This window comes from Pseudoalteromonas sp. 19-MNA-CIBAN-0066 (genome assembly GCF_040308705.1).
Classification (GTDB): domain Bacteria; phylum Pseudomonadota; class Gammaproteobacteria; order Enterobacterales; family Alteromonadaceae; genus Pseudoalteromonas; species Pseudoalteromonas nigrifaciens.
On record NZ_JBEONZ010000032.1, the window covers coordinates 17,571 to 37,779 of the forward strand.

Consider the following 20,209-nt stretch of genomic DNA (forward strand, 5'->3'; position numbering starts at 1 on the left):
ATAACAAGGCCTTTATAAAACTATGTTAGGCTTTAAAGTATATACCTAAAACCAATTGCGATGCCGTCATCTTCCGATTGTTCCATAAGTGCTTGTTGTTCTTTATTAGCACTTTCAAAGTCACCAAAATCTTTACGTGCTTCTATGTAAAGCTGGGTATTGTCGTCAAGTAAGTAATGAACACCAATAACGGCAAATTGACGCTTAAATACATCGTTAGGGTCGGCGTTAAAGTTAGGTTGAATTACGTAATCGTCGCCAGCATCAAAAAGGTTGTATGCAATAAATGGTCTAAAGTCATTATCGAAACGGTAAGATACAAATGTTTCTATACCAACTGCTTCTTTAATTAAGCGACCCAAATTGTCGGTATCATGGTTTTCGTTTTTATTAATGTTAGCGGCAGCGTATAAACCTGGTGCGTTAATGTTACCCCAAATAATACCAGCGCCATAAATTATATCTTCTACTGAGCGAGTTGTGCCATCGCCAAAGTGTAAGTCAAACTCACCGCGGTTAATGCCGGCAGTTAACGTAAGCATATTGGTTACGTTATAAGTTACTGCGCCACCAAAAGTGTAATTAAACTCTACTTTTTGTGCTGTCGCATCGCCAGCTTCCCATTTTTTTTGGCACTGTGCTTCTGTAATATTGCTTACATCACAAGTGTAAAACTCACTGTTTTTTAGCTGCGTTTGTACGCTAAATTCAAAGTCGTTGTAAGTATTGCGATATTGCAACGTTTTATCACCGCGACCGGTACCATTTACTGCGCCATCGTCTTTATTATATGTGTAAACACCTGCTGCGTTACCATCCCACACATAGCTGTAGTTGGTGGCGTAAACAACATCGAACCACGAACCCCATTGTTTACCAATGGTAATTTGACCATATTTATCATGCGATAAGCCGGCATAACCTAAGCGGTTATATAAAAACTCATCTTGAATAGATTCAAAACGGTTATTATAAACAATATCACTGTTACCAACAGGGTTTACACCCCATTCAATTAAGGCCAGTGCTTCCCAATCATTTTTTAATTGGCGTTTAAAAGCAAAGTTAATACGCGAGGCACCATTTACTATTTCAGTTTGGTTTTGGGTATTGATCGCACGAACGTCAATATAACCACCAATAGAGACAGCATTTTTATCGTCTTTATAAACTTCTACTGCTGATACAGCTGGAGCCGCTAAAATACTTACGCTTAGTAGAGTTGCTAACTTGTTATTTATCATTTGTTGCCTTGTGTAAATTTGATGCTTTTTTATTGGGGTATATCTGTGGGGTTGAAGACTAACAAAGCAATAATATGCTCAAAAGTGAAAAATAATCACCCGCAATAAACAAAATAAATGGCAAATATTCACCAAGCGTTAATTTTGTTTTTGTGGTGTTGCTTTTTTTAATGCTTTGAGTTGCTGGGTAGTTGTTTGGTATTAGAAATTAAAAAAATAAAGGTGAATTTTTTTTCAAGTTGGATAAAAAGTGAAGGGTAGTGCAAAAGCTCTAAGTGGCTTTTATATCATCAATATATACAAAAATATTTTTAATAAAAACTAAATGCGACAAACAAGCTAACAAACAGGTTAAACAGTTGTATTAAATAATTTTGCAGATGTTAACAACGGCGAATGAAATTCAGTCAGCAAAAATTTATTAATTAAATACGCACCAGCAGCAATATCAATTGCTGACTGATGTTGTTTTTGGATACAAATATAAGGAGGTGATAACTTTTCAAAATTGAAATTTGTTTAATTATGCGGCAATTTAATCGCTTTGTAAGGTGCGTTACCTAGTGTGCGTTAAGTAATATTTCACAACTTAATTATAGTTATTAAAGCAGGCTCTTATTTGCGTATTTAGCCTTTAAACTTTCATAGAAAAAACGATGAATTTGGTTTAAACTGCGCGCAATTAAAATACATCATGTCTCCCTTGGAGGGTAGCGCTATTATTAGTACAGCTAACATCACCATGCAATTTGGTGCTAAACCATTATTTGAAAACATCTCAGCAAAATTTGGCGACGGCAACCGTTACGGTTTGATCGGTGCTAATGGTTGCGGTAAATCAACATTTATGAAAATTCTAAGTGGTGAGCTTGAGCCGTCTTCGGGTAACGTTAGCACTGATCCAAATGAACGAGTTGCTAAACTAAACCAAGACCAGTTTGCGTACGAAGAGTATTCTGTAATTGATACTGTGATCATGGGTCACAAGCAGTTATGGGAAATTAAACAAGAACGCGACCGCATTTACTCTTTAGCTGAAATGAGCGAAGCGGATGGCATGAAAGTAGCCGATTTGGAAACTGAATTTGCCGAAATGGACGGTTACTCTGCAGAATCTAAAGCGGGTGAGTTGTTATTAGGTGTAGGTATTGCTACTGAGCAACACTATGGCCCTATGTCAGAAATTGCGCCAGGTTTTAAATTGCGTGTACTTTTAGCACAGGTACTGTTTTCAGATCCTGAAATAATGCTACTCGATGAACCTACTAATAACTTGGATATTTATACAATCAAGTGGTTAGAAGATGTATTGAACCAACGCGATTGCACCATGATAATAATTTCGCATGACCGCCACTTTTTAAACTCAGTTTGTACCCACATGGCCGATATTGATTACGGTGAGCTGCGTATTTATTCAGGTAACTACGACGAATACATGTTTGCTGCAACGCAAGCACGTGAGCGTCTGTTAAGTGAAAACGCCAAAAAGAAAAACCAAATTGCTGAACTTCAACAATTTGTATCGCGTTTTTCTGCTAATGCGTCAAAAGCTAAGCAAGCAACGTCGCGTGCTAAACGTATCGACAAAATTCAGTTAGATGAAGTTAAAGCGTCATCACGTCAAACGCCATTTATTCGTTTCGATCAAGAAAAACAATTATTCCGTAATGCGCTAGAAATGACTAACCTTAGCCAAGGTTTTGGCGACAACACTTTGTTCTCTGGCCTTGAAGGTTTAGTAGAAGTAGGTGAACGCATTGCTATTATTGGCGAAAACGGTGTAGGTAAAACAACACTGTTAAATACCTTTGCTGGGCGTTTAGCGCCTAAGTCGGGTGAGTTTAAGTGGTCTGAAAATGCCAATATTGGTTATTACGCGCAAGATCATGCAGATGAATTTGCCACCGATATGAACTTATTTGAGTGGATGGAGCAATGGCAGCAAGAAGGCGACGACGAGCAAGTAGTACGTAGCTTTTTAGGCCGTATGTTGTTCTCTCAAAACGATATTAAAAAGTCGGTTAAAGTAATATCGGGTGGTGAGCAAGGCCGTATGTTATTTGGTAAAATTATGATGCATAAACCAAATATATTACTAATGGATGAGCCAACCAACCACATGGATATGGAATCTATTGAAGCACTTAACTTAGCACTTGAAGCCTACGAAGGTACTTTATTGTTTGTGTCTCACGATCGCCAATTTGTATCATCGGTTGCTACGCGTATCTGGGAAGTTAAAGACGGTAAGGTTATTGACTTTAGAGGTACCTACGCTGAGTACCTAGCAAGTAAAGAGGCGTAAATAGCGCTTTACTGCTAACTTTAAAAAGCCATGTTTAACATGGCTTTTTTTGTTTTTGTTAGTCGCAATTTAATGACTTTTGGGTATAATACCCGCCATAAAAGCGGACATAAGTCCGCTAGTTAAAATAGTATATTACTGAGGAGTATTTATGAAAGTTGGCATTATTATGGGTTCTAAATCAGATTGGCCAACCATGGAACATGCGGCGCTCATGCTAGAAAAATTTGGCATTGAGTACGAAACAAAAGTAGTTTCTGCCCACCGAACTCCTCAACTCCTTGCTGATTACGCAAGCTCAGCAAGTGACCGTGGTATTAAAGTTATAATTGCAGGCGCAGGCGGCGCGGCCCATTTGCCGGGTATGGCAGCTGCATTTACCTCATTACCAGTACTTGGTGTGCCAGTTAAATCAAAAGCGCTTAATGGTATTGATTCGCTACTTTCTATTTGCCAAATGCCTAAAGGTGTTGCGGTAGGGACATTAGCTATTGGTGAGCCTGGCGCTGCTAATGCAGGTTTACTTGCAGCGCAAATTTTAGGGTGTCAAAATCCTGAAATATTCGCAAAAATTGAAGCGTTTCGTAAAGAACAAACCGACACTATTTTAGCTAACCCTAATCCTGCAGAGTAATAATGACTATTTTAATTTTAGGTGCAGGGCAATTAGCACGCATGATGAGCCTTGCTGGCGCGCCACTTAATTTAAACGTGGTTGCGTACGATGTAGGCAGCCAAAAAATTGTGCACCCACTCACAGGCGAAGTTTACTCAACCACATTAGAGCAAGCCATAGCAAACGCAGATGCAATTACTGCTGAGTTTGAGCATATACCTGACGATGTATTAACACTTTGTTGTAATAGCAATAAGTTTTATCCGGGTAAAGCGGCCATTAAAACCGGTGGCGATCGCCAAGTCGAAAAAGCACTACTAGATAAAACAGCTGTAGCGTGCGCACCGTATCAACTTATTACTGAAAAAGCGCACCTTGAGCTTGCGGTTGAAAACCTAGGTAAACCTTTAGTTATTAAAACCTGTCAAGCAGGCTACGATGGTAAAGGCCAATGGCGATTAAAGTCTGACGATCAAATTGATGAAATTTGGGCTCAAATGTCTGATTTTATTGCCTCAGGCACAGCACATGCACCTCATACTATTATTGCTGAAAAAATGATTCCGTTCGATCGTGAAGTATCTATTATTGGTGCACGCGATAAAAACGGTAATGTTGCAATTTATCCGTTAACCGAAAACCAGCACACCAATGGTGTATTAACCTTATCGGTAGCAGGTTTAAATAATAGCCATGTAGAGCAGCAAGCTATTGATGCCTTTACTAAATTAGCGAATGAGCTTAATTATGTGGGTGTATTGGCAATTGAGTTTTTTGACGTTAAAGGCACTTTACTGGTAAACGAAATTGCCCCGCGTGTACACAACTCAGGCCACTGGACACAGCAAGGTTGCCATTGCTCGCAGTTTGAAAACCATATGCGTGCGGTTGCAGGGCTGCCTCTGGGTAATACTGAGCTTAAACACGCCACTGCGATGATAAATGTGCTTGGCCAAGCCAGTATTCCTACTGCAGTTTTAGAAGTGACTGATGTAACTAGTCATTGGTACGGTAAAACAGTAAAACCAGGGCGTAAAATGGGTCATATTAATGTCTCAGCTCAAAGTCTACATCAACTAGGTGAGCGCTTAGCTGAACTTAGCGAGTGTTTACCAGAACAAGCCTACCCAGGTATTTTAGCCACGAGTACATCTTTGATACTCAACTAAAAATAAGCAATAAATTGGGACATCTCAATTTATTGCTTAACGCCAAAGGCTACACCTATGTTTAACCCTAAATACCGCAATGTTGTGTTTGCATTTTTAATGGCACTATTAATGTCGGGCTTTATGTCTTTTGTGATCTCATTATTTAACGTGGGAATGGTCGATAATATTATAACTATATGGCTCAAAGCATGGGTATTTGCATTTTCTATCGCATTTCCTACAGTTATTCTAGTTGCACCTTTAGTACACAAATTAACTGATAAAATAATTCGAGCGTAATACAGCATGCCATTAACACTCAAAAAGCCATTGTTTTTAATTCTTTTAGCATTATGTATCACTCCTTTTATTGGCGCTGGTAGTGCACTGGTAATAGGCGCTGCTTTTGCTATGACATTAGGTAATCCGTTTGCCGAGCTTTCGCAAAAAGCCAGTAAGTGGATGTTAAAAGCAGCGGTGGTCGGGCTTGGTTTTGCCGTTGACTTTAATCAGGTAATTGAAGTGGGTAGCAGCTCTTTAGTGCTCACTATTGTGAGTATTACCGCAATAATTGGCTTAGGTGAAATACTTACCCAAGTATTTAAACTTAACCGCAATACCGGCGTATTAATTTCATTTGGCACTGCTATTTGTGGTGGCAGTGCTATTGCAGCTATGGCACCGGTAATTAAAGCAAAAGATCATGAAGTGGCTGTGGCACTTGGCGTAGTATTTATGCTCAATGGCGTGGGCTTACTGTTGTTTCCGGCCATTGGCCATTATTTTAATTTAACCGAGCAGCAATTTGGCATGTGGGCTGCTTTAGCTATTCACGATACCAGCAGTGTTGTAGGTGCATCCGCTACTTATGGCGCTGTGGCACTAAGCATTGCCACCACAGTAAAATTAACCCGCGCTATGTGGATCATTCCTTATACTGCGCTTGCTGGGGTGTTTTTACGCTCAGATGAAAAAGCCAGTATTCCACTATTTATTGTTGGCTTTGTACTCGCCGCACTTATTAATACTTATTTGCCACAGTTTTCACCTGTATGGAGCGTTATTAATATAGTTGCTAAACAATTGCTTATAGTTACATTATTTTTAATTGGCAGTGGCCTATCATTAGCAGTACTAAAACAAGCCGGACTTAAGCCCTTTATAATGGCAATTTTATTATGGATAGTGGTAAGTAGTGTTATTTTATTATTAATTTTAGATGGGTTGATATAATGAAAGGTAATTTAAGTAGTATTACTTTGGGTAGTACGTTGTTTTGTTTACTGCTAAGCAACTACGTTGCAGCGGCGCAACTGCGTGTTGCCACCTTTAATGTAAGTATGGATGCAACTAACTATACACCAAGAAAAACCCCTGTAAAAAGCGATTCTTTGGTTAGCGCGCTTAAAGCAGAGCATTCACAAATTAAAAATATTGCCGAAATAATTCAACGTGTTCGCCCCGATATAATACTATTAAACGAGTTTGACTATGTGCCAAAAGAGCAGGGTATAGCGTACTTTAAAAGCCATTATTTAAACGTGAGTCAAAATAATCAAGCGGCACTAGACTATCCTTATTTTTATATTGCGCCAGTTAATACCGGTTTAGCCACTGAGTTTGATTTAGATAACGATGGTAAAAAAACAGGAATAATGGGTGACGCTCACGGTTTTGGTTTTTTTGAAGGCCATTACGGTATGGCTGTTTTATCTCGTTATCCAATCGATTTAGATAAAGTACGAACGCTGCAAACTTTTAAATATAAAGATATGCCTAATGCGCAAATGCCTATCGATCCAACCACAGGCAAAAACTGGTATAACGAGCAAGAATGGCAAAACATTCGTTTGAGCTCAAAATCTTTTTGGGATTTACCCATATCAGTTAATAATAAAACGGTACATATACTTGCATCGCACCCAACCCCGCCGGTTTTTGATGGCTTAGAGGACAGAAACGGCAAGCGTAACCATGATGAAGTAAGGTTAGTTGCAGACTACATTAATAATGCCGATTATATTTATGACGATAAAGGTAAAAAAGGCGGTTTAAATGCTCAGTCTCGGTTTGTTATTTTAGGTGACTTAAATGCCGCCCCTGAGGGTGATAAACAGCGAACTATAACTACAGATCAGCTACTTAAGCATCCGCTTGTAAACGCCAGTTTTATACCGCAAAGTGCTGGCGCAAAAGAGCAATATCCACAGCACAGCCATGCTAAAAATTACAGTGCAAGTTGGCAAGCACGGGTTGACTATGTTTTGCCATCGCATTATGGGTTAAAAATTATTGATGGTGGGGTATTTTGGCCAACTAAAAATAGCCAGCTATACCGCTTAATTAAAGACAGAAATGCGTCGAGTGATCATCGACTAGTTTGGCTAGATTTACGCTTAGAATAAGCAACCTAACTCAGTTACACCGGCGTTTGTCTTAAAAAATTGCAATCACCAAAGTGCTTCTGCTTAAATACGGCTTAATTATAATTACCGTTAAGAAGCACTATGATTTTTAATATCTCATCGTCCAAAACATTAATAGCACTGGCTGTTGCCTCAAGTGTTTTTTTAGCAGGGTGTCAAGCAACTGCATCATCTTCAACAGCTACGCAAAATAATGTAACAACGTCTCCTGTTGCTGCCGTTGTTAATACCCCCGCCGATATGGGCTCTACTAAAATAACGTTAGAGCAAGCTATGGCCCATCCCGATTGGCTTGGACGTCAACCAGAGCGCGCATTTTGGGGCAGTGATTCTGCTACCATTATTTATGCACGTAAAGAGCAAGGTAATGAGTTACGTAACTTATTTAGCCAATCAATTACAAGCCAAAGCGCAGAGCAAATAGCACTTAATAAACTGCACACTGTAGGTGCAAATAAAGCTGTTTATTCAAAAAATAAAGCCCTGCAAGCCTATGTATTTGAGGGTAATATATTTGTAAAAAGCGTTACAACAGGTGCAATTCAACAAGTAACGCATACCTCTAGCACTGAATCTAAACCACAATTTTTAAATGATGGCAGCTTAGCTTATCGTCAAGGTAATACATTTTTTAAAGTTGACTTAAGCTCAGGCTTAACCACTGAAATTGCTAATTTAAAACTGGCAGATAAGCCCCAGGGCATTACAGAGCCAAGCAGTTATATTGCTAAAGAGCAGCACAAACTTATTGATTACATAGCGCTAACGCATAAAAACAATAAAGATAAACAAGCACGCAAAGCACAGCTTAAGCAGCAAAATAGCTCAATTGCTAATACTGAGTTTTATTTAGGCAAAGGTAATAGTGTAAAAGACGTGCAGTTATCGCCAAATGGTGATGCTTTATTAGTGGTAGTGCAAGAGCAAAGAGATTGGCGCGATGATAGCGATATAATGCCAAATTATATTACCGATGATGCCCGCATTGAACCTAAAAAAGCGCGCCGCCGAGTAGCTGACGAAAAGTCGCAAACTTCAGAGCTGGTATACATTAATTTAAACGATAAAAGTCAAAATACCTTAAGCTTTGATACCCTACCGGGCTTTGATGAAGACGTATTAGCAGCGGTTAAAAAAGAAAACTATGCCCGTGATGGTAAAACGTATAAGTCTAAAAAAGCGCCGCGTGGTATAAATTTAATTAGCGATTGGGGCTGGGATCAAAGCCCTATAATTTGGAACGACGACGGCTCAAACGTAGCAATAATGCTAGAAGCGTGGGATAACAAAGATCGCTGGTTAGCAACCGTCGATTTTAAAAATAATAAGTTAGTGTCGCAACATCGTTTACATGACGACGCTTGGATAGCCTATGCTTTTAACGATTTTGGCTGGCTACACAACTCTAACACCTTATATTATTTATCAGAGCAGTCGGGTTACAGTCAGCTTTATAAAAAGCCGTTAAATGGTAAAGCAACAGCGCTAACAACAGGTAAGTTTGAAGTATCTAACCTTACGCTTACCGACGATAACAGTGCTATTTATTATAAAGCTAACGTTGAACACCCAGGCCTATACGAAATTTACCGTGTAAATCCACTAACCGGTAAAAACGAGCAAGTAACCGACCTTAATGGCATGACCGACTATACACTTAGCCCTGATCAAACCAAGCTGTTGTTAAAGCACTCAACAATTATGTTACCAACTGAGTTGTATGTGGCTGATGCAAAAGCAAACACACAGGTTACCCGGTTAACACATACGGTTTCGGATGAGTTTTTAGCTAAAAAGCTAACAGCCCCTAAAATAATTGCAGTGCCATCTAGCCATACTGATCAACCTATTTACGCAAAAGTGTACTATCCGGCTGATTATGTAGAGGGCGAAGTGGGTAAAAAGCGTAAAGCGGTTATTTTTAACCACGGTGCAGGTTACTTACAAAATTCGCACTTGGGCTGGTCTGGGTATTTTCGTGAGTTTATGTTTCATTCGTTATTAGCTGACGAAGGTTATGTAGTAATGGATATGGATTACCGCGCATCTAAAGGCTATGGACGTGATTGGCGTACGGCAATTTATCGTCAAATGGGTACACCCGAAACCCAAGATTTAGCTGATGGGGTTAAATGGATGGCAGAAAATGCCAACGTAAATACGCAAGCTGTAGGCACGTATGGCGGCTCTTATGGCGGCTTTATGACCTTTATGGCGTTATTTACCGCGCCAGAATTGTTTCAAGCGGGTGCTGCACTTCGCCCCGTTACCGATTGGGCTCATTATAATGCGCCGTACACGGCAAATATATTAAACCATCCGGATGTTGATCCAATTGCATATGAGCGCAGTTCGCCTATTTACTATGCTGAGGGTTTAAACAAACGCTTATTAATTAATGCGCCTATGGTTGACGACAACGTGTTTTTTCAAGATACGGTTAGATTAGTACAGCGTTTAATTGAGCTTGAAAAAGAAAACTTTGAAACGGCTATTTTTCCGGTAGAGCCGCACGGTTTTGTGCAGCCATCGAGCTGGTTAGATGAATATCGCCGTATTTATAAACTGTTTAAAGAAACCCTGTAACGATTAATAACAAGTTACACCTAAAACGCCACTTTTAAGTGGCGTTTTTTATATTTAGTTTTTGTTTTTAATGTAGTTAACTAATAAAGGTGCAGCTAATAAAGTACCACCAATAGCACCAATTAAGTGCGCGTCAATTGCAACGGTTGAGTTTATAAGCTTACCAATATCAGCATTAGGACCATTTAGCTGCTCAAATATTATTTTAAGCCACACCCCAATAAACAATAAATAGCCCGACTTAAGCTCAAGTGTTGTATCTTTAACTGCGCCCCAAATAATAACGCCATGTAACAGTGCGCTTAGCCCAGTGTAAATATAAATACTGGGGCAAAACCAGTAAACACCTAAGCCGCACCACAGAGCCAATAAGCTAATATTAATAGCGTAGCGTTTAGGCGACGTATATTCGCCATGTAGTAACCAAATTAAAATAATACCGCCGCAGTTTAGCGCCAAATGTGCCCAGTTAGCATGAACAAATTGGCTGCTAAAAACTCGCCACAATTCGCCCTGAGTAACTAAATCGCGATTAAATTCGAGTAAGTCATTTAAATCAAAAGTAGCAAAAGTAACGCTTAGCAGCATTAAAAATAAAGGAGGGAGTAAATAACGAGGTTGCACTGGTAAATTAAGCATTTAATTGTAATTTTTAGTATTAATTTTTGCATATTGTGCCTGTTTAACTTTAAGATGCCAATTAACTCCTGATAATTTAGGTTATTTACTCTTTATGAACTTTAAACATCACGCATTACTTGCTATTACATTATGTGCAACGTCTTTTCCTTTATTTGCACAACCCCTTACTCAAATTGAAACGCGCGAGCCAGAAGCCGCAACCGGCTTAGTACATAAACAAGCCGTGAGCGGCAATAATTATATGGTGGTTGCAGCTAACCCGTATGCATCTCGTGCTGGGCAGCAAATATTAGCGCAAGGCGGCAGCGCTGTTGATGCTGCAATAGCAACGCAACTGGTACTGACTTTAGTAGAACCACAATCGTCAGGTATTGGTGGCGGCACCTTTATGCTGTACTACAACAAAGTAAACAACAAATTAACCAGTTTTGATGGCCGTGAAACTGCACCAGAAAACGCCGACGAAACATTGTTTTTAGATAAGCATGGCAAAGCCGTGAAGTGGATTGAAGCCATAGTAGGTGGACGCTCAGTAGGTGTGCCAGGGGTTTTACATGCCTTTGCTAACGCACATAAACAATACGGTAAACTACCTTGGGCTGATTTATTTAAACCAGCCATTGAGCTTGCAGAGCAAGGCTTTGAGGTTTCGCCGCGATTACAGGGTTTACTGCAGCGCCAATTAAACCCTGGCGTAATGAGCATGCCAGTAATTAACGACTACTTTTTCCCAAACGGTAAATTAATTGCGATAGGTAGCATCAAAAAAAACCAGCCATTAGCTAATTTATACAAAGAGATTGCTAGTAATGGTATTGATGCATTTTATAAGGGCGCTAATGCCAAACAAATGGTTAATGCGGTACAGCACTCTAAAATAGCGCCTGGCAAATTAAATGAGCAAGATCTGGCTAATTACACTAGCAAAGAGCGCGAGGCGGTATGTATTGAGTACCGTGTTTATAATGTATGTTCTATGGCACCACCCAGTAGCGGCGGGGTAGCTGTGCTGCAAATGCTTGGCTTATTAGAGCATAAAAACATGGGCGCACTGCCAGCCAATGGTGAGCAAGCACTGCATTACTTTAGCCAAGCATCAAGAATTGCGTTTGCCGATAGGGATGTTTACATGGGCGATCCCGATTTTACCCAAGTACCTACCAAGGAATTATTAAATAAAGACTATATAGCCACACGTGCAAAACTAATTACCGAGCAAGATATAACAGCCGTTGCTGGTAACCCAGTTGATTACTTAAGTTATGCCAAAGATGACTCGTTCGAATTGCCATCAACCAGCCATGTGTCGATTGTAGATAGCCAAGGTAATGCAGTGTCTATGACCAGTTCAATAGAAATGGCTTTTGGCTCAACGGTAATGGTAAATGGTTTTATTTTAAATAATCAACTGACTGACTTTTCATTATCGCCGCGTAAAAACGGCCAGCTTGTAGCAAACCGAGTTGAAGCTGGCAAGCGCCCGCGCAGCTCTATGTCGCCAGTAATGGTATTTAATAAAGATGGAAGTTTACGTTTGGTTGTCGGTTCTCCTGGCGGAAGCCGTATTATTAGTTACGTTGCGCAAGTGGTAATTGGCGTGCTTGATTGGGATTTATCTGTTCAAGAAGCAATTAATCTACCACGTACTACTAATCGTAACGACTACACTAGCCTTGAAAAAGGCACTGCGCTTGAAGCATTAGCGCCAGCACTTAGCAAGCGTGGTCATAATGTTAGAATTTTAGATTTAAATTCTGGTTTACATGCAGTTGAAGTAAAAAACAACACATTAATAGGCGGCGCCGATCCTCGCCGTGAAGGGGTGGCTTTGTCTGATTTAACTGATAAAAGCGCCACTTTAAAATTCTAAATTATGTATAATACAAATGCGCTAAGCTAGTGTTTAAAATTAGCGCATTTATATATTCTCAATGGTCTGACAAGGTTAAATAGCATTGCAATTTAGCCTTTAACACCGATAATGGCAGATCATAACTTAAGACTAAGTAAAGCTTGGAAATATGACTACAAATACCGATCCAAATTATCTTTATATTCATCATTCTGGCCCCGGCCTTCTTGAAACGCCATTACTCAATAAAGGCAGTGCATTTAGCCAAAAAGAACGCGAAAACTTTAATATTGCGGGTTTACTGCCTCCTCGTTATGAAACAATCGAAGAGCAGGTAGAGCGTTGTTACCAGCAGTATTCTAGTTTTACCGACAATCTTAATAAGCATATTTATTTACGTGCAATTCAAGATAATAACGAAACACTTTATTATCGTTTAGTGCGTGATCATATTGAAGAAATGATGCCAATAATTTACACCCCAACAGTGGGTGATGCCTGTGAAAAATTCTCAGATATATATCGCAGCGCACGTGGATTATTTATTTCATATGAAAATCGTTTTCAAATAGACGACATTTTACGCAATGCCACCAAAGGTAAAGTAAAAGTAATTGTGGTAACCGATGGTGAACGCATTTTAGGCTTAGGTGACCAAGGTATTGGTGGCATGGGTATTCCTATTGGTAAGCTATCTTTGTATACCGCATGTGGTGGCATTAGCCCTGCGTATACATTACCGGTAATGCTAGATGTGGGTACAAATAACGAGAAGCTATTAAACGATCCTATGTATATGGGTGCGCGTCATAAGCGTATTACTCAAGATGAGTACGATGAGTTTTTAGACTTATTTATTAAAGCAATCAAGCGTCGCTGGCCAAATGTATTACTACAGTTTGAAGACTTTGCTCAGCCAAATGCGATGCCACTGCTGAAACGTTACCGCAATGAAATTTGTAGTTTTAATGACGACATTCAAGGCACAGCTGCAGTAACTGTTGGCTCATTGCTTGCTGCGTGTAGAGTTAAAAACGAACGCCTAGCAGATCAAAAAGTAGTATTTGTTGGTGCTGGCTCTGCGGGTTGTGGTATTGCTGAGCAAATTGTAAGCCAAATGGTTTTTGAAGGTATTAGCGAAGCGCAAGCACGCAGCCAGGTATTTATGGTTGACCGCTTTGGTTTGTTATCGGAAGGTATGGAAGGTCTACGCGACTTTCAGCAAGTTTTAGCGCAACCACAAGCTCGTTTGAGTGAATGGACGTACAGCGGCGAATTTGCGTCATTACTTGATGTAATGCATTGCTCTAAACCCGATATTTTAATTGGTGTTTCGGGCCAACCTGGTTTATTTACCGAACAAGTAATACGCGCTATGTATTCAGGTTGTGCACAACCTATTATTTTCCCATTAAGTAACCCGTCAAAACAGGTAGAAGCACACCCAATAGATATTATTAACTGGACCGAAGGTAAAGCACTTGTTGCTACAGGTAGCCCATTTGCCCCAGTTGAATATAATGGTGAGCTTTTCCCAATTCCGCAGTGTAACAACAGTTATATTTTCCCGGGAATTGGTTTAGGGGTTATAGCTGCAAAAGCAACGCGTATTACAGATGCTATGTTAAGTGTTTCTAGCGAAATGCTGGCTGAATCATCGCCGCGTGCAAACACAGGTAAAGGAAGTTTATTGCCGGCACTTACAGAAATTGAAACCCTAAGTAAACGTATTGCATTTGCTGTAGGCAAAAAAGCGATTGAAGAGGGCGTTGCTCTTGATATTTCTGACGACGCACTATGGGCTGCTATCGATAAAAACTACTGGTTACCTAAGTACCGTAACTATAAGCGCAGTAGCATTTAAAGCTGCAACTTAGTATTTAGTAATAATTAAAAAACAGGCTACGGCCTGTTTTTTGTACTTGTTCATCTGTAATTAACCACTTAAAGTGTTTAATAAGCTTAATATATAGCAGGCTGTAAATACTTTTTGTATTAAATTAGTGACCAATAAAGGATTGCGAATTTAATAAAGTTAGTAATATAACCAGTTGTTACGGTTAATATAAAAGGATTCACTTATGAAAACGTTTACTTTATTTTTAGGTGCAGCACTGAGCTTTAATGCATTTGCTGCGGCCACACCCGATACACCGCATATTTATGTTAAAGGTGAGGCAACAATTACCACCATGCCAGACCATGTATTATTAAATGTTGGCATTACCGAAATAGATAAAGATTTAATTGCTGCAAAAAATAAAACCGATATAACCATGGCTAAGGCAATAAAATTAGTAACAGCATTAGGTGTAAGTGATGCAGATATTAATGCCGGGCAAATATCAATAAACCGAGAAAGCCAATATAATCGTGAAAGCGGTGAGCAACAATTTAAAGGTTTTAGGGTTAGCAGATCTTTAACGGTTAAGCTTAATGCCATTAATAAATATCCCGAGTTACTACAAAACTTAGTAAACAATGGTATTAACGAAATTAACCATACGCGTTTTTTAGCAAGCAATTACGATGAACTCTACAAAAAAGCGCAAAAACTGGCTATAAAAGATACTCGCGATGCAGCTAAAGAGTTTAGCAGTGAGTTTGGCGTAGAGTTAAAAGGCTTATATAGCGCATCTATGCAGCCATTAAATGTGCAATCAGCCCCTTATATGCGCGCCGAAAAAGTGATGCTCTCAGATAGTACACCGAGTAATTATGTTCCCGATGCCTATCATGCAGGTGAAATCATTATAACTGCATCTAGTTATGCAGTTTATTATATAGATTAAGTTTATAACTTACTGGCGCTTAAAACGTGCCAGTAATGTATCACCTTGTTGCTTACTAATACGGGCAATTGATTTAAGCATATTATTAATTTCCTGCCTGTCGTACTCATTCGTTACGTGCTCGTTAATGTCATCAACAATAGCATTTAAATAATTAAATAAACTTTCCCTCGCCGCTGAATTTTCGTGAGCAACAAATAAAATATTTTTAAATGCTTCTAACACATTGGTCATTACGTACGCATCGCCTTTAGCGTAATTACGTAGCGGTGTAAAATTATCATGCAGTAATTCATCAAAGCGGGTTTCGTGTATATATAATAATGGCGTATCTTTGCTGTGTTTAAAGCTGTAATTAATATCACTTATTGAAAGTCGTTTAATTAATAAAATACTCAACATATCAATGGCTTTAACTGCTGTACCCGGATCGTTTATGCCTGGGCTCATCGCTTTAACGGCTATTTCTGATATTTGCGTTAAACCATAACGATAATGGTCGCTAATATACTCTTCTATATAAAAAATAAAACAGCTTAAAATTTTAGTAATTAACTCATCATTACTTGAAATATCTTTATTACACTTTAAAAATGGATAACCTTTAACTGTAAAATAACCTTGTTTAACAGTGATATAAAGCTCAATTTCTTCTGCAGATAATAAGGCGCAAAGCTTATCGGTGTGCACTCCTTTGTAGTAGCCTTCAGTTTGACTATTTATAGAATGCCAATCAGTAAAGTCGGGAAGATTTTTAAGCGGCGCTTCTTGCTGACTTTTAATAATGGTTTTAATTTCACTTTTTGTTTGGCTAAATAAACCATTTAAAACATTATCTACTTGAATAGCGCGAGATATAGAGTGAATAAAAAATACGAATAGCCCTAACGAAATCAAACCAAAAATAAGCGCAAATAATACCCCAAGTGCCGGTATAGCCATGGCGCCATTCTCGAGTTTATTAATATTTATGAGCATAATTACTGAGTAAATAATACTGCCTAAATAAAAACCTAATACCAGTTGGTGAGATTTCCGGGTTATTAATCCAGGTACTACACGCGGCGATAAACTGGCACTGGCTGAGTTTAATACCACCATTACCATTGAAAAACTAAACACAGTTAACGAAATAATACTGCCGGCTAAGGTACTTAAAACAGTTCGCGCATTTTCGGCGCTATCTACTAATACTACAGATATAAACGACTTTAGCTTTTCAATAATGGGCATATATTCAACCGACATCGTAATAACCGCAAAGGTTAAAAATGCAATTGAAAGTAAAGAAGGGTAAAAGCCAATACTATTTATCATTTCTCGATAACTGTCGGCTACTTTGCGAGGTACAAACATAAAATCCTTATGCTTTATTGTATAAGAGTATTATTAATACTTTAGCATAGTTGTAAGCTAAACTTCTGATAATGAAGGTTAACTTGTGTGTTATTATTGCCAAAAATATTAGGATAATACTGTGATCATTTCAACATACGCTGCATTACTTGCATTTTACTATATTTACTTAAGCTTTAATGTAATAAACGTGCGCAGGGCAGCGCAAATATCACTTGGTGAAGGCGAAAATCCACAGTTGCAACGGGCAATTCGTGCCCATGGTAATTTTATGGAATATGTACCGTTTGCTATTATTTTGCTTTTTTTAGCAGAATATCAGGGGTTAGCGAGTCATTATTGCCATGCACTTGGTGCAATGTTGCTTATAGGCCGCGTTTTTCATAATTTTGGCATAGTAGAAAAAAACCTAAAGTACCGCCAAATTGGTGTTATAGCTACATTTTTAACTATGCTTATAAGTGCTTTAGTTATTTTATTAACCCGCTTTAGTTAAATTTAATAGTATGAATAACAAAATATTTATTATTGGTTTACCCCGTACAGGCACTACAAGTGTTTGCCATGCTTTTTTAGAGTTTGGTATACCAACAGCGCATACTGCTTACACAAACAATTGTTTTGATAACGCCCATGCAATTGCCGATACGCCAATTTTTAATGATTATAAAGCTCTCGATAAGTATTATCCGGATGCAAAATTTATTTATTTAGAGCGTGAGCTTAACGTATGGCTACCATCAATAAAGCAATTATTATTACGTATGCATACTAATTTAACACGCACTGATGGTGGCTTTAATATTCATATAAAGCATTGTTATTTAAATACATTTAGTAATTTAACAATTGATAATATAAACGATGATAGTTACTTAACGCATTGTTATAACGCGCATATCAATGACGCTAAAAATTATTTTAAACACCAAGAGCAACGCTTTTTATCAATAAATATAGCAAAACCGCAAAGCTACAAAATGCTCTGTGATTTTTTAGCGATTAAAAGTAATAAAACAGATTTTGAAAAAATGAATATGGGCGGCAAAGTTACTGCCTGGAACGATATAAAACATCCGCTAAAAGTTGAATCAACAGCAAAAGGGCGCATAGATAAACTGTTACGCTACAAGGTTTAACTTTACAGGCTTAGGAGCATGATTTTTTACCTAATATACGCTAAAATCTGCGCATTATTTTACACCTTGTTATAAGTAGTACAGAGCATGTTTGAATTGAAATACCACACTCCATTTGAATGGACCGAAGTTGTACTTGATGACTTCGATACTTTTTTACAAGACCACGCCGCAGCCGAAAAAAAAGCATCGGGTATGGCCATGTCTATGCTGTCGCATTACCCCGATAAACGTAAACTGGTTACAGCTATGGCAGACTTAGCACTTGAAGAAATGATTCATTTTAAAGAAGTGCTGAAAATTTTAATTTCACGTGATGTAAATTTAGGTGACGACAAAAAAGACCCTTATATAAAACAAATACGTGCTTTATTTAGACACGGCCGCGACGGTTTTTTAATGGATCGATTATTAGTCGGTGGGGTAATTGAGGCAAGAGGGCACGAACGTTTTTCACTAGTGGCGCAAGCGTTACCAGAGGGCAAAGAAAAAGAGTTTTACATTGCGATTGCCGAATCAGAAGAAAAACATAAAAACTTATTTGTAGAACTAGCGTATGAGTATTTTGATAAAGAAGAAGTAGACATACGCCTAGAAGAGCTACTAATAGCGGAAGCTAAAATTTGTGAAAGCATTCCGTTTACTGCGGCACTGCATTAATTTAAGCTGTTAATGCCATACTCTAAAAGCGCTAAATTTATATTTGGCGCTTTTTTGTTTGTAACAATTACGCATAATTTAATAATTATTATGTTTGGACAAAGCTGATGATTAATATATTTTCAAAATATAAAGTAATACCAACAACAGCAGGTATTCTATTTATGCTGTCATCTACATCGGTTGCAGCATCATTAGCGTGTAGTGATTTGACTGGCTGTGAAAAAAATTTTGCGAGATAGAAAGCCAGCTTGCCATAGCTAAGGAACATGGCAATAAATACAAGATTGAAGGGTTAAAAAAGGCATTACATGCAGCAAAAGCTAATTGCAGCGAAAAAATATTGAAAGAAGATTTAATAGAAAAAATAAACGATGCTAACAATGATATTGCTGAATATGAAGAAGATCTGCTAGATGCTAAACAAGCAGGTAAAAGTGATAAAGTTAGTAAGTATCAAAAAAAGATTACAGCAGAAAGCTTAAACTAAAACATCTGAAAGATGAGCTTGGCAAAATTAATTAAATCACCAGTGGCTACTTGTTGTTAACGCTTTAGGTTATCGTTAACAGCAAGTGTACTGCGAATATTATCGGATTAACCATCATATTTAATTACATTATTACGCAACAATAACTATATACAGTGCAGGGCACTTCAATCTTTAAAACTAGCCTAATTAAAATACACTTAAAAATTATACTTAAAAAGTCATACTACAAATAGCAATCAAACATTATGGGGAAGCGCGTTTCCATTACTCTGTTTTATACCAGCTGTCTTTCAACAACTTAGAAGTTCATAGTTAAAACCACTATCAGCAGGGAGTTTTAGTTAAATAACCAAGCGCATTACTGTGATAAACATAATCACACCACAATTTAACATAATTAAAATAACTAATAATTAAACCAAATATAACTAAAACTGAAAATTAAAACCCTACATAATAGGCTATTTAAAGCACCTGCTTATAAAACGAACTAAACCAGCTGATTTATTACTGTTAATAGCGTTATTTTGTAAAACTAGCTATGTAAATACAGGTAAAACCCATGAGTGTAACAGTGATAAACCAGATCTTTTTGAGGTTTATTTATAAAAAACTATTACAACTGATAGCCAAAGTATAAGCATATGGTATATCAATTCAAATATTATGGCCGGATTGTTACTCATAAAGAGTAATAAAACAGCATGGGATTGAAATAGAAATGTTAGTTAGCTATTGGAATAGAAGATAAAATAAAGCGATTAACTAGGTTAAAGACTTAAGCTTATTTATAGGCGTTAATTATGTAGTAAGTTATGCGCAAATTTAATTGAATTATCACTTAGTTAAAATCACAGTAAGGCTGCTTATTAAGCGACAATTACGGTGGCCGGTCTAGCGACAATTATCTTGGCCGGTTGATCTGATAAGGTTCGGTACAGCAG

Annotated in this window: 17 protein-coding genes; 14 read left to right on the top strand and 3 right to left on the bottom strand. The window is 38.1% G+C overall.

Features of this window, described 5'->3' with window-relative positions; genetic code table 11:
- Window positions 1-32: 32 nt before the first annotated feature.
- The gene (locus tag AAEZ18_RS15060) at window positions 33-1,244 is read right to left on the bottom strand and encodes a porin (RefSeq protein ID WP_350595109.1); all 1,212 of its coding nucleotides are present in this window, start codon (window positions 1,242-1,244) and stop codon (window positions 33-35) included.
- Window positions 1,245-1,962: 718 nt separating this feature from the next.
- Here AAEZ18_RS15060 and AAEZ18_RS15065 point away from each other — a divergent pair.
- The 7 genes from AAEZ18_RS15065 (at window position 1,963) to AAEZ18_RS15095 (ending at window position 10,331) form a co-directional block, all read left to right on the top strand.
- Window positions 1,963-3,552: an ABC-F family ATPase gene (locus tag AAEZ18_RS15065; protein ID WP_080516828.1), complete on the top strand. Its 1,590-nt coding sequence runs from the start codon at window positions 1,963-1,965 to the stop codon at window positions 3,550-3,552.
- A 151-nt stretch (window positions 3,553-3,703) separates the two neighbouring features.
- On the top strand, window positions 3,704-4,186 hold the full coding sequence (gene purE / locus AAEZ18_RS15070; protein ID WP_011328251.1) for a 5-(carboxyamino)imidazole ribonucleotide mutase: 483 nt from the start codon (window positions 3,704-3,706) through the stop codon (window positions 4,184-4,186).
- 2 nt (window positions 4,187-4,188) lie between these two features.
- Entirely contained in the window at window positions 4,189-5,337 is a 1,149-nt protein-coding gene (locus tag AAEZ18_RS15075) for a 5-(carboxyamino)imidazole ribonucleotide synthase (RefSeq protein WP_350595111.1), read from the top strand.
- A gap of 57 nt (window positions 5,338-5,394) precedes the next feature.
- Complete coding sequence (locus AAEZ18_RS15080; protein WP_011328249.1) at window positions 5,395-5,619, top strand: DUF2798 domain-containing protein; 225 nt, start codon at window positions 5,395-5,397, stop codon at window positions 5,617-5,619.
- Between the two features lie 6 nt (window positions 5,620-5,625).
- Window positions 5,626-6,552, top strand: coding sequence for a YeiH family protein (locus AAEZ18_RS15085; RefSeq protein WP_011328248.1), 927 nt, complete (start codon window positions 5,626-5,628; stop codon window positions 6,550-6,552).
- Complete coding sequence (locus AAEZ18_RS15090; RefSeq protein ID WP_350595113.1) at window positions 6,552-7,724, top strand: endonuclease/exonuclease/phosphatase family protein; 1,173 nt, start codon at window positions 6,552-6,554, stop codon at window positions 7,722-7,724. Before AAEZ18_RS15085 ends, AAEZ18_RS15090 begins: the two co-directional genes overlap by 1 nt.
- A 102-nt stretch (window positions 7,725-7,826) precedes the next feature.
- Window positions 7,827-10,331: a S9 family peptidase gene (locus tag AAEZ18_RS15095; protein WP_179807046.1), complete on the top strand. Its 2,505-nt coding sequence runs from the start codon at window positions 7,827-7,829 to the stop codon at window positions 10,329-10,331.
- A 54-nt stretch (window positions 10,332-10,385) separates the two neighbouring features.
- Here the strand turns inward: AAEZ18_RS15095 and rrtA are convergent, their stop codons facing one another.
- Complete coding sequence (gene rrtA, locus AAEZ18_RS15100) at window positions 10,386-10,970, bottom strand: rhombosortase (protein ID WP_179807047.1); 585 nt, start codon at window positions 10,968-10,970, stop codon at window positions 10,386-10,388.
- A 94-nt stretch (window positions 10,971-11,064) separates the two neighbouring features.
- Here rrtA and ggt point away from each other — a divergent pair, with 94 nt between their 5' ends.
- The 3 genes from ggt (at window position 11,065) to AAEZ18_RS15115 (ending at window position 15,617) form a co-directional block, all read left to right on the top strand.
- Complete coding sequence (gene ggt, locus AAEZ18_RS15105) at window positions 11,065-12,843, top strand: gamma-glutamyltransferase (protein ID WP_350595116.1); 1,779 nt, start codon at window positions 11,065-11,067, stop codon at window positions 12,841-12,843.
- Window positions 12,844-12,994: 151 nt separating this feature from the next.
- On the top strand, window positions 12,995-14,689 hold the full coding sequence (locus AAEZ18_RS15110) for an NAD-dependent malic enzyme (RefSeq protein WP_011328243.1): 1,695 nt from the start codon (window positions 12,995-12,997) through the stop codon (window positions 14,687-14,689).
- 217 nt (window positions 14,690-14,906) lie between these two features.
- Entirely contained in the window at window positions 14,907-15,617 is a 711-nt protein-coding gene (locus AAEZ18_RS15115) for an SIMPL domain-containing protein (RefSeq protein ID WP_011328242.1), read from the top strand.
- Window positions 15,618-15,626: 9 nt separating this feature from the next.
- On the opposite strand, the gene AAEZ18_RS15120 is transcribed toward AAEZ18_RS15115, so the two are convergent.
- Window positions 15,627-16,973, bottom strand: a complete 1,347-nt coding sequence (locus AAEZ18_RS15120; protein ID WP_011328241.1) for a DUF2254 domain-containing protein — start codon at window positions 16,971-16,973, stop codon at window positions 15,627-15,629.
- A gap of 121 nt (window positions 16,974-17,094) precedes the next feature.
- Here AAEZ18_RS15120 and AAEZ18_RS15125 point away from each other — a divergent pair, with 121 nt between their 5' ends.
- The 4 genes from AAEZ18_RS15125 (at window position 17,095) to AAEZ18_RS15140 (ending at window position 19,262) form a co-directional block, all read left to right on the top strand.
- Window positions 17,095-17,469 (top strand): MAPEG family protein, encoded by a 375-nt coding sequence (locus tag AAEZ18_RS15125; protein WP_011328240.1) that lies wholly within the window; start codon window positions 17,095-17,097, stop codon window positions 17,467-17,469.
- A gap of 10 nt (window positions 17,470-17,479) precedes the next feature.
- Window positions 17,480-18,112, top strand: coding sequence for a sulfotransferase (locus AAEZ18_RS15130; protein WP_350595118.1), 633 nt, complete (start codon window positions 17,480-17,482; stop codon window positions 18,110-18,112).
- Between the two features lie 87 nt (window positions 18,113-18,199).
- On the top strand, window positions 18,200-18,772 hold the full coding sequence (locus tag AAEZ18_RS15135; RefSeq protein WP_011328238.1) for a MiaE family protein: 573 nt from the start codon (window positions 18,200-18,202) through the stop codon (window positions 18,770-18,772).
- A 256-nt stretch (window positions 18,773-19,028) separates the two neighbouring features.
- Window positions 19,029-19,262: a DUF1090 domain-containing protein gene (locus AAEZ18_RS15140; RefSeq protein ID WP_350595119.1), complete on the top strand. Its 234-nt coding sequence runs from the start codon at window positions 19,029-19,031 to the stop codon at window positions 19,260-19,262.
- The last annotated feature ends 947 nt before the right edge of the window (window positions 19,263-20,209 follow it).

Bases quoted from the DNA above. Each gene is read 5' to 3' on its own strand.
- AAEZ18_RS15095 (WP_179807046.1), top strand. From the start codon at position 7,827: ATGATTTTTAATATCTCATCGTCCAAAACATTAATAGCACTGGCTGTT.
- AAEZ18_RS15075 (WP_350595111.1), top strand. From the start codon at position 4,189: ATGACTATTTTAATTTTAGGTGCAGGGCAATTAGCACGCATGATGAGC.
- AAEZ18_RS15085 (WP_011328248.1), top strand. From the start codon at position 5,626: ATGCCATTAACACTCAAAAAGCCATTGTTTTTAATTCTTTTAGCATTA.
- rrtA (WP_179807047.1), bottom strand. From the start codon at position 10,970: ATGCTTAATTTACCAGTGCAACCTCGTTATTTACTCCCTCCTTTATTT.
- ggt (WP_350595116.1), top strand. From the start codon at position 11,065: ATGAACTTTAAACATCACGCATTACTTGCTATTACATTATGTGCAACG.
- purE (WP_011328251.1), top strand. From the start codon at position 3,704: ATGAAAGTTGGCATTATTATGGGTTCTAAATCAGATTGGCCAACCATG.
- AAEZ18_RS15130 (WP_350595118.1), top strand. From the start codon at position 17,480: ATGAATAACAAAATATTTATTATTGGTTTACCCCGTACAGGCACTACA.
- AAEZ18_RS15115 (WP_011328242.1), top strand. From the start codon at position 14,907: ATGAAAACGTTTACTTTATTTTTAGGTGCAGCACTGAGCTTTAATGCA.
- AAEZ18_RS15135 (WP_011328238.1), top strand. From the start codon at position 18,200: ATGTTTGAATTGAAATACCACACTCCATTTGAATGGACCGAAGTTGTA.
- AAEZ18_RS15110 (WP_011328243.1), top strand. From the start codon at position 12,995: ATGACTACAAATACCGATCCAAATTATCTTTATATTCATCATTCTGGC.
- AAEZ18_RS15060 (WP_350595109.1), bottom strand. From the start codon at position 1,244: ATGATAAATAACAAGTTAGCAACTCTACTAAGCGTAAGTATTTTAGCG.
- AAEZ18_RS15120 (WP_011328241.1), bottom strand. From the start codon at position 16,973: ATGTTTGTACCTCGCAAAGTAGCCGACAGTTATCGAGAAATGATAAAT.
- AAEZ18_RS15080 (WP_011328249.1), top strand. From the start codon at position 5,395: ATGTTTAACCCTAAATACCGCAATGTTGTGTTTGCATTTTTAATGGCA.
- AAEZ18_RS15090 (WP_350595113.1), top strand. From the start codon at position 6,552: ATGAAAGGTAATTTAAGTAGTATTACTTTGGGTAGTACGTTGTTTTGT.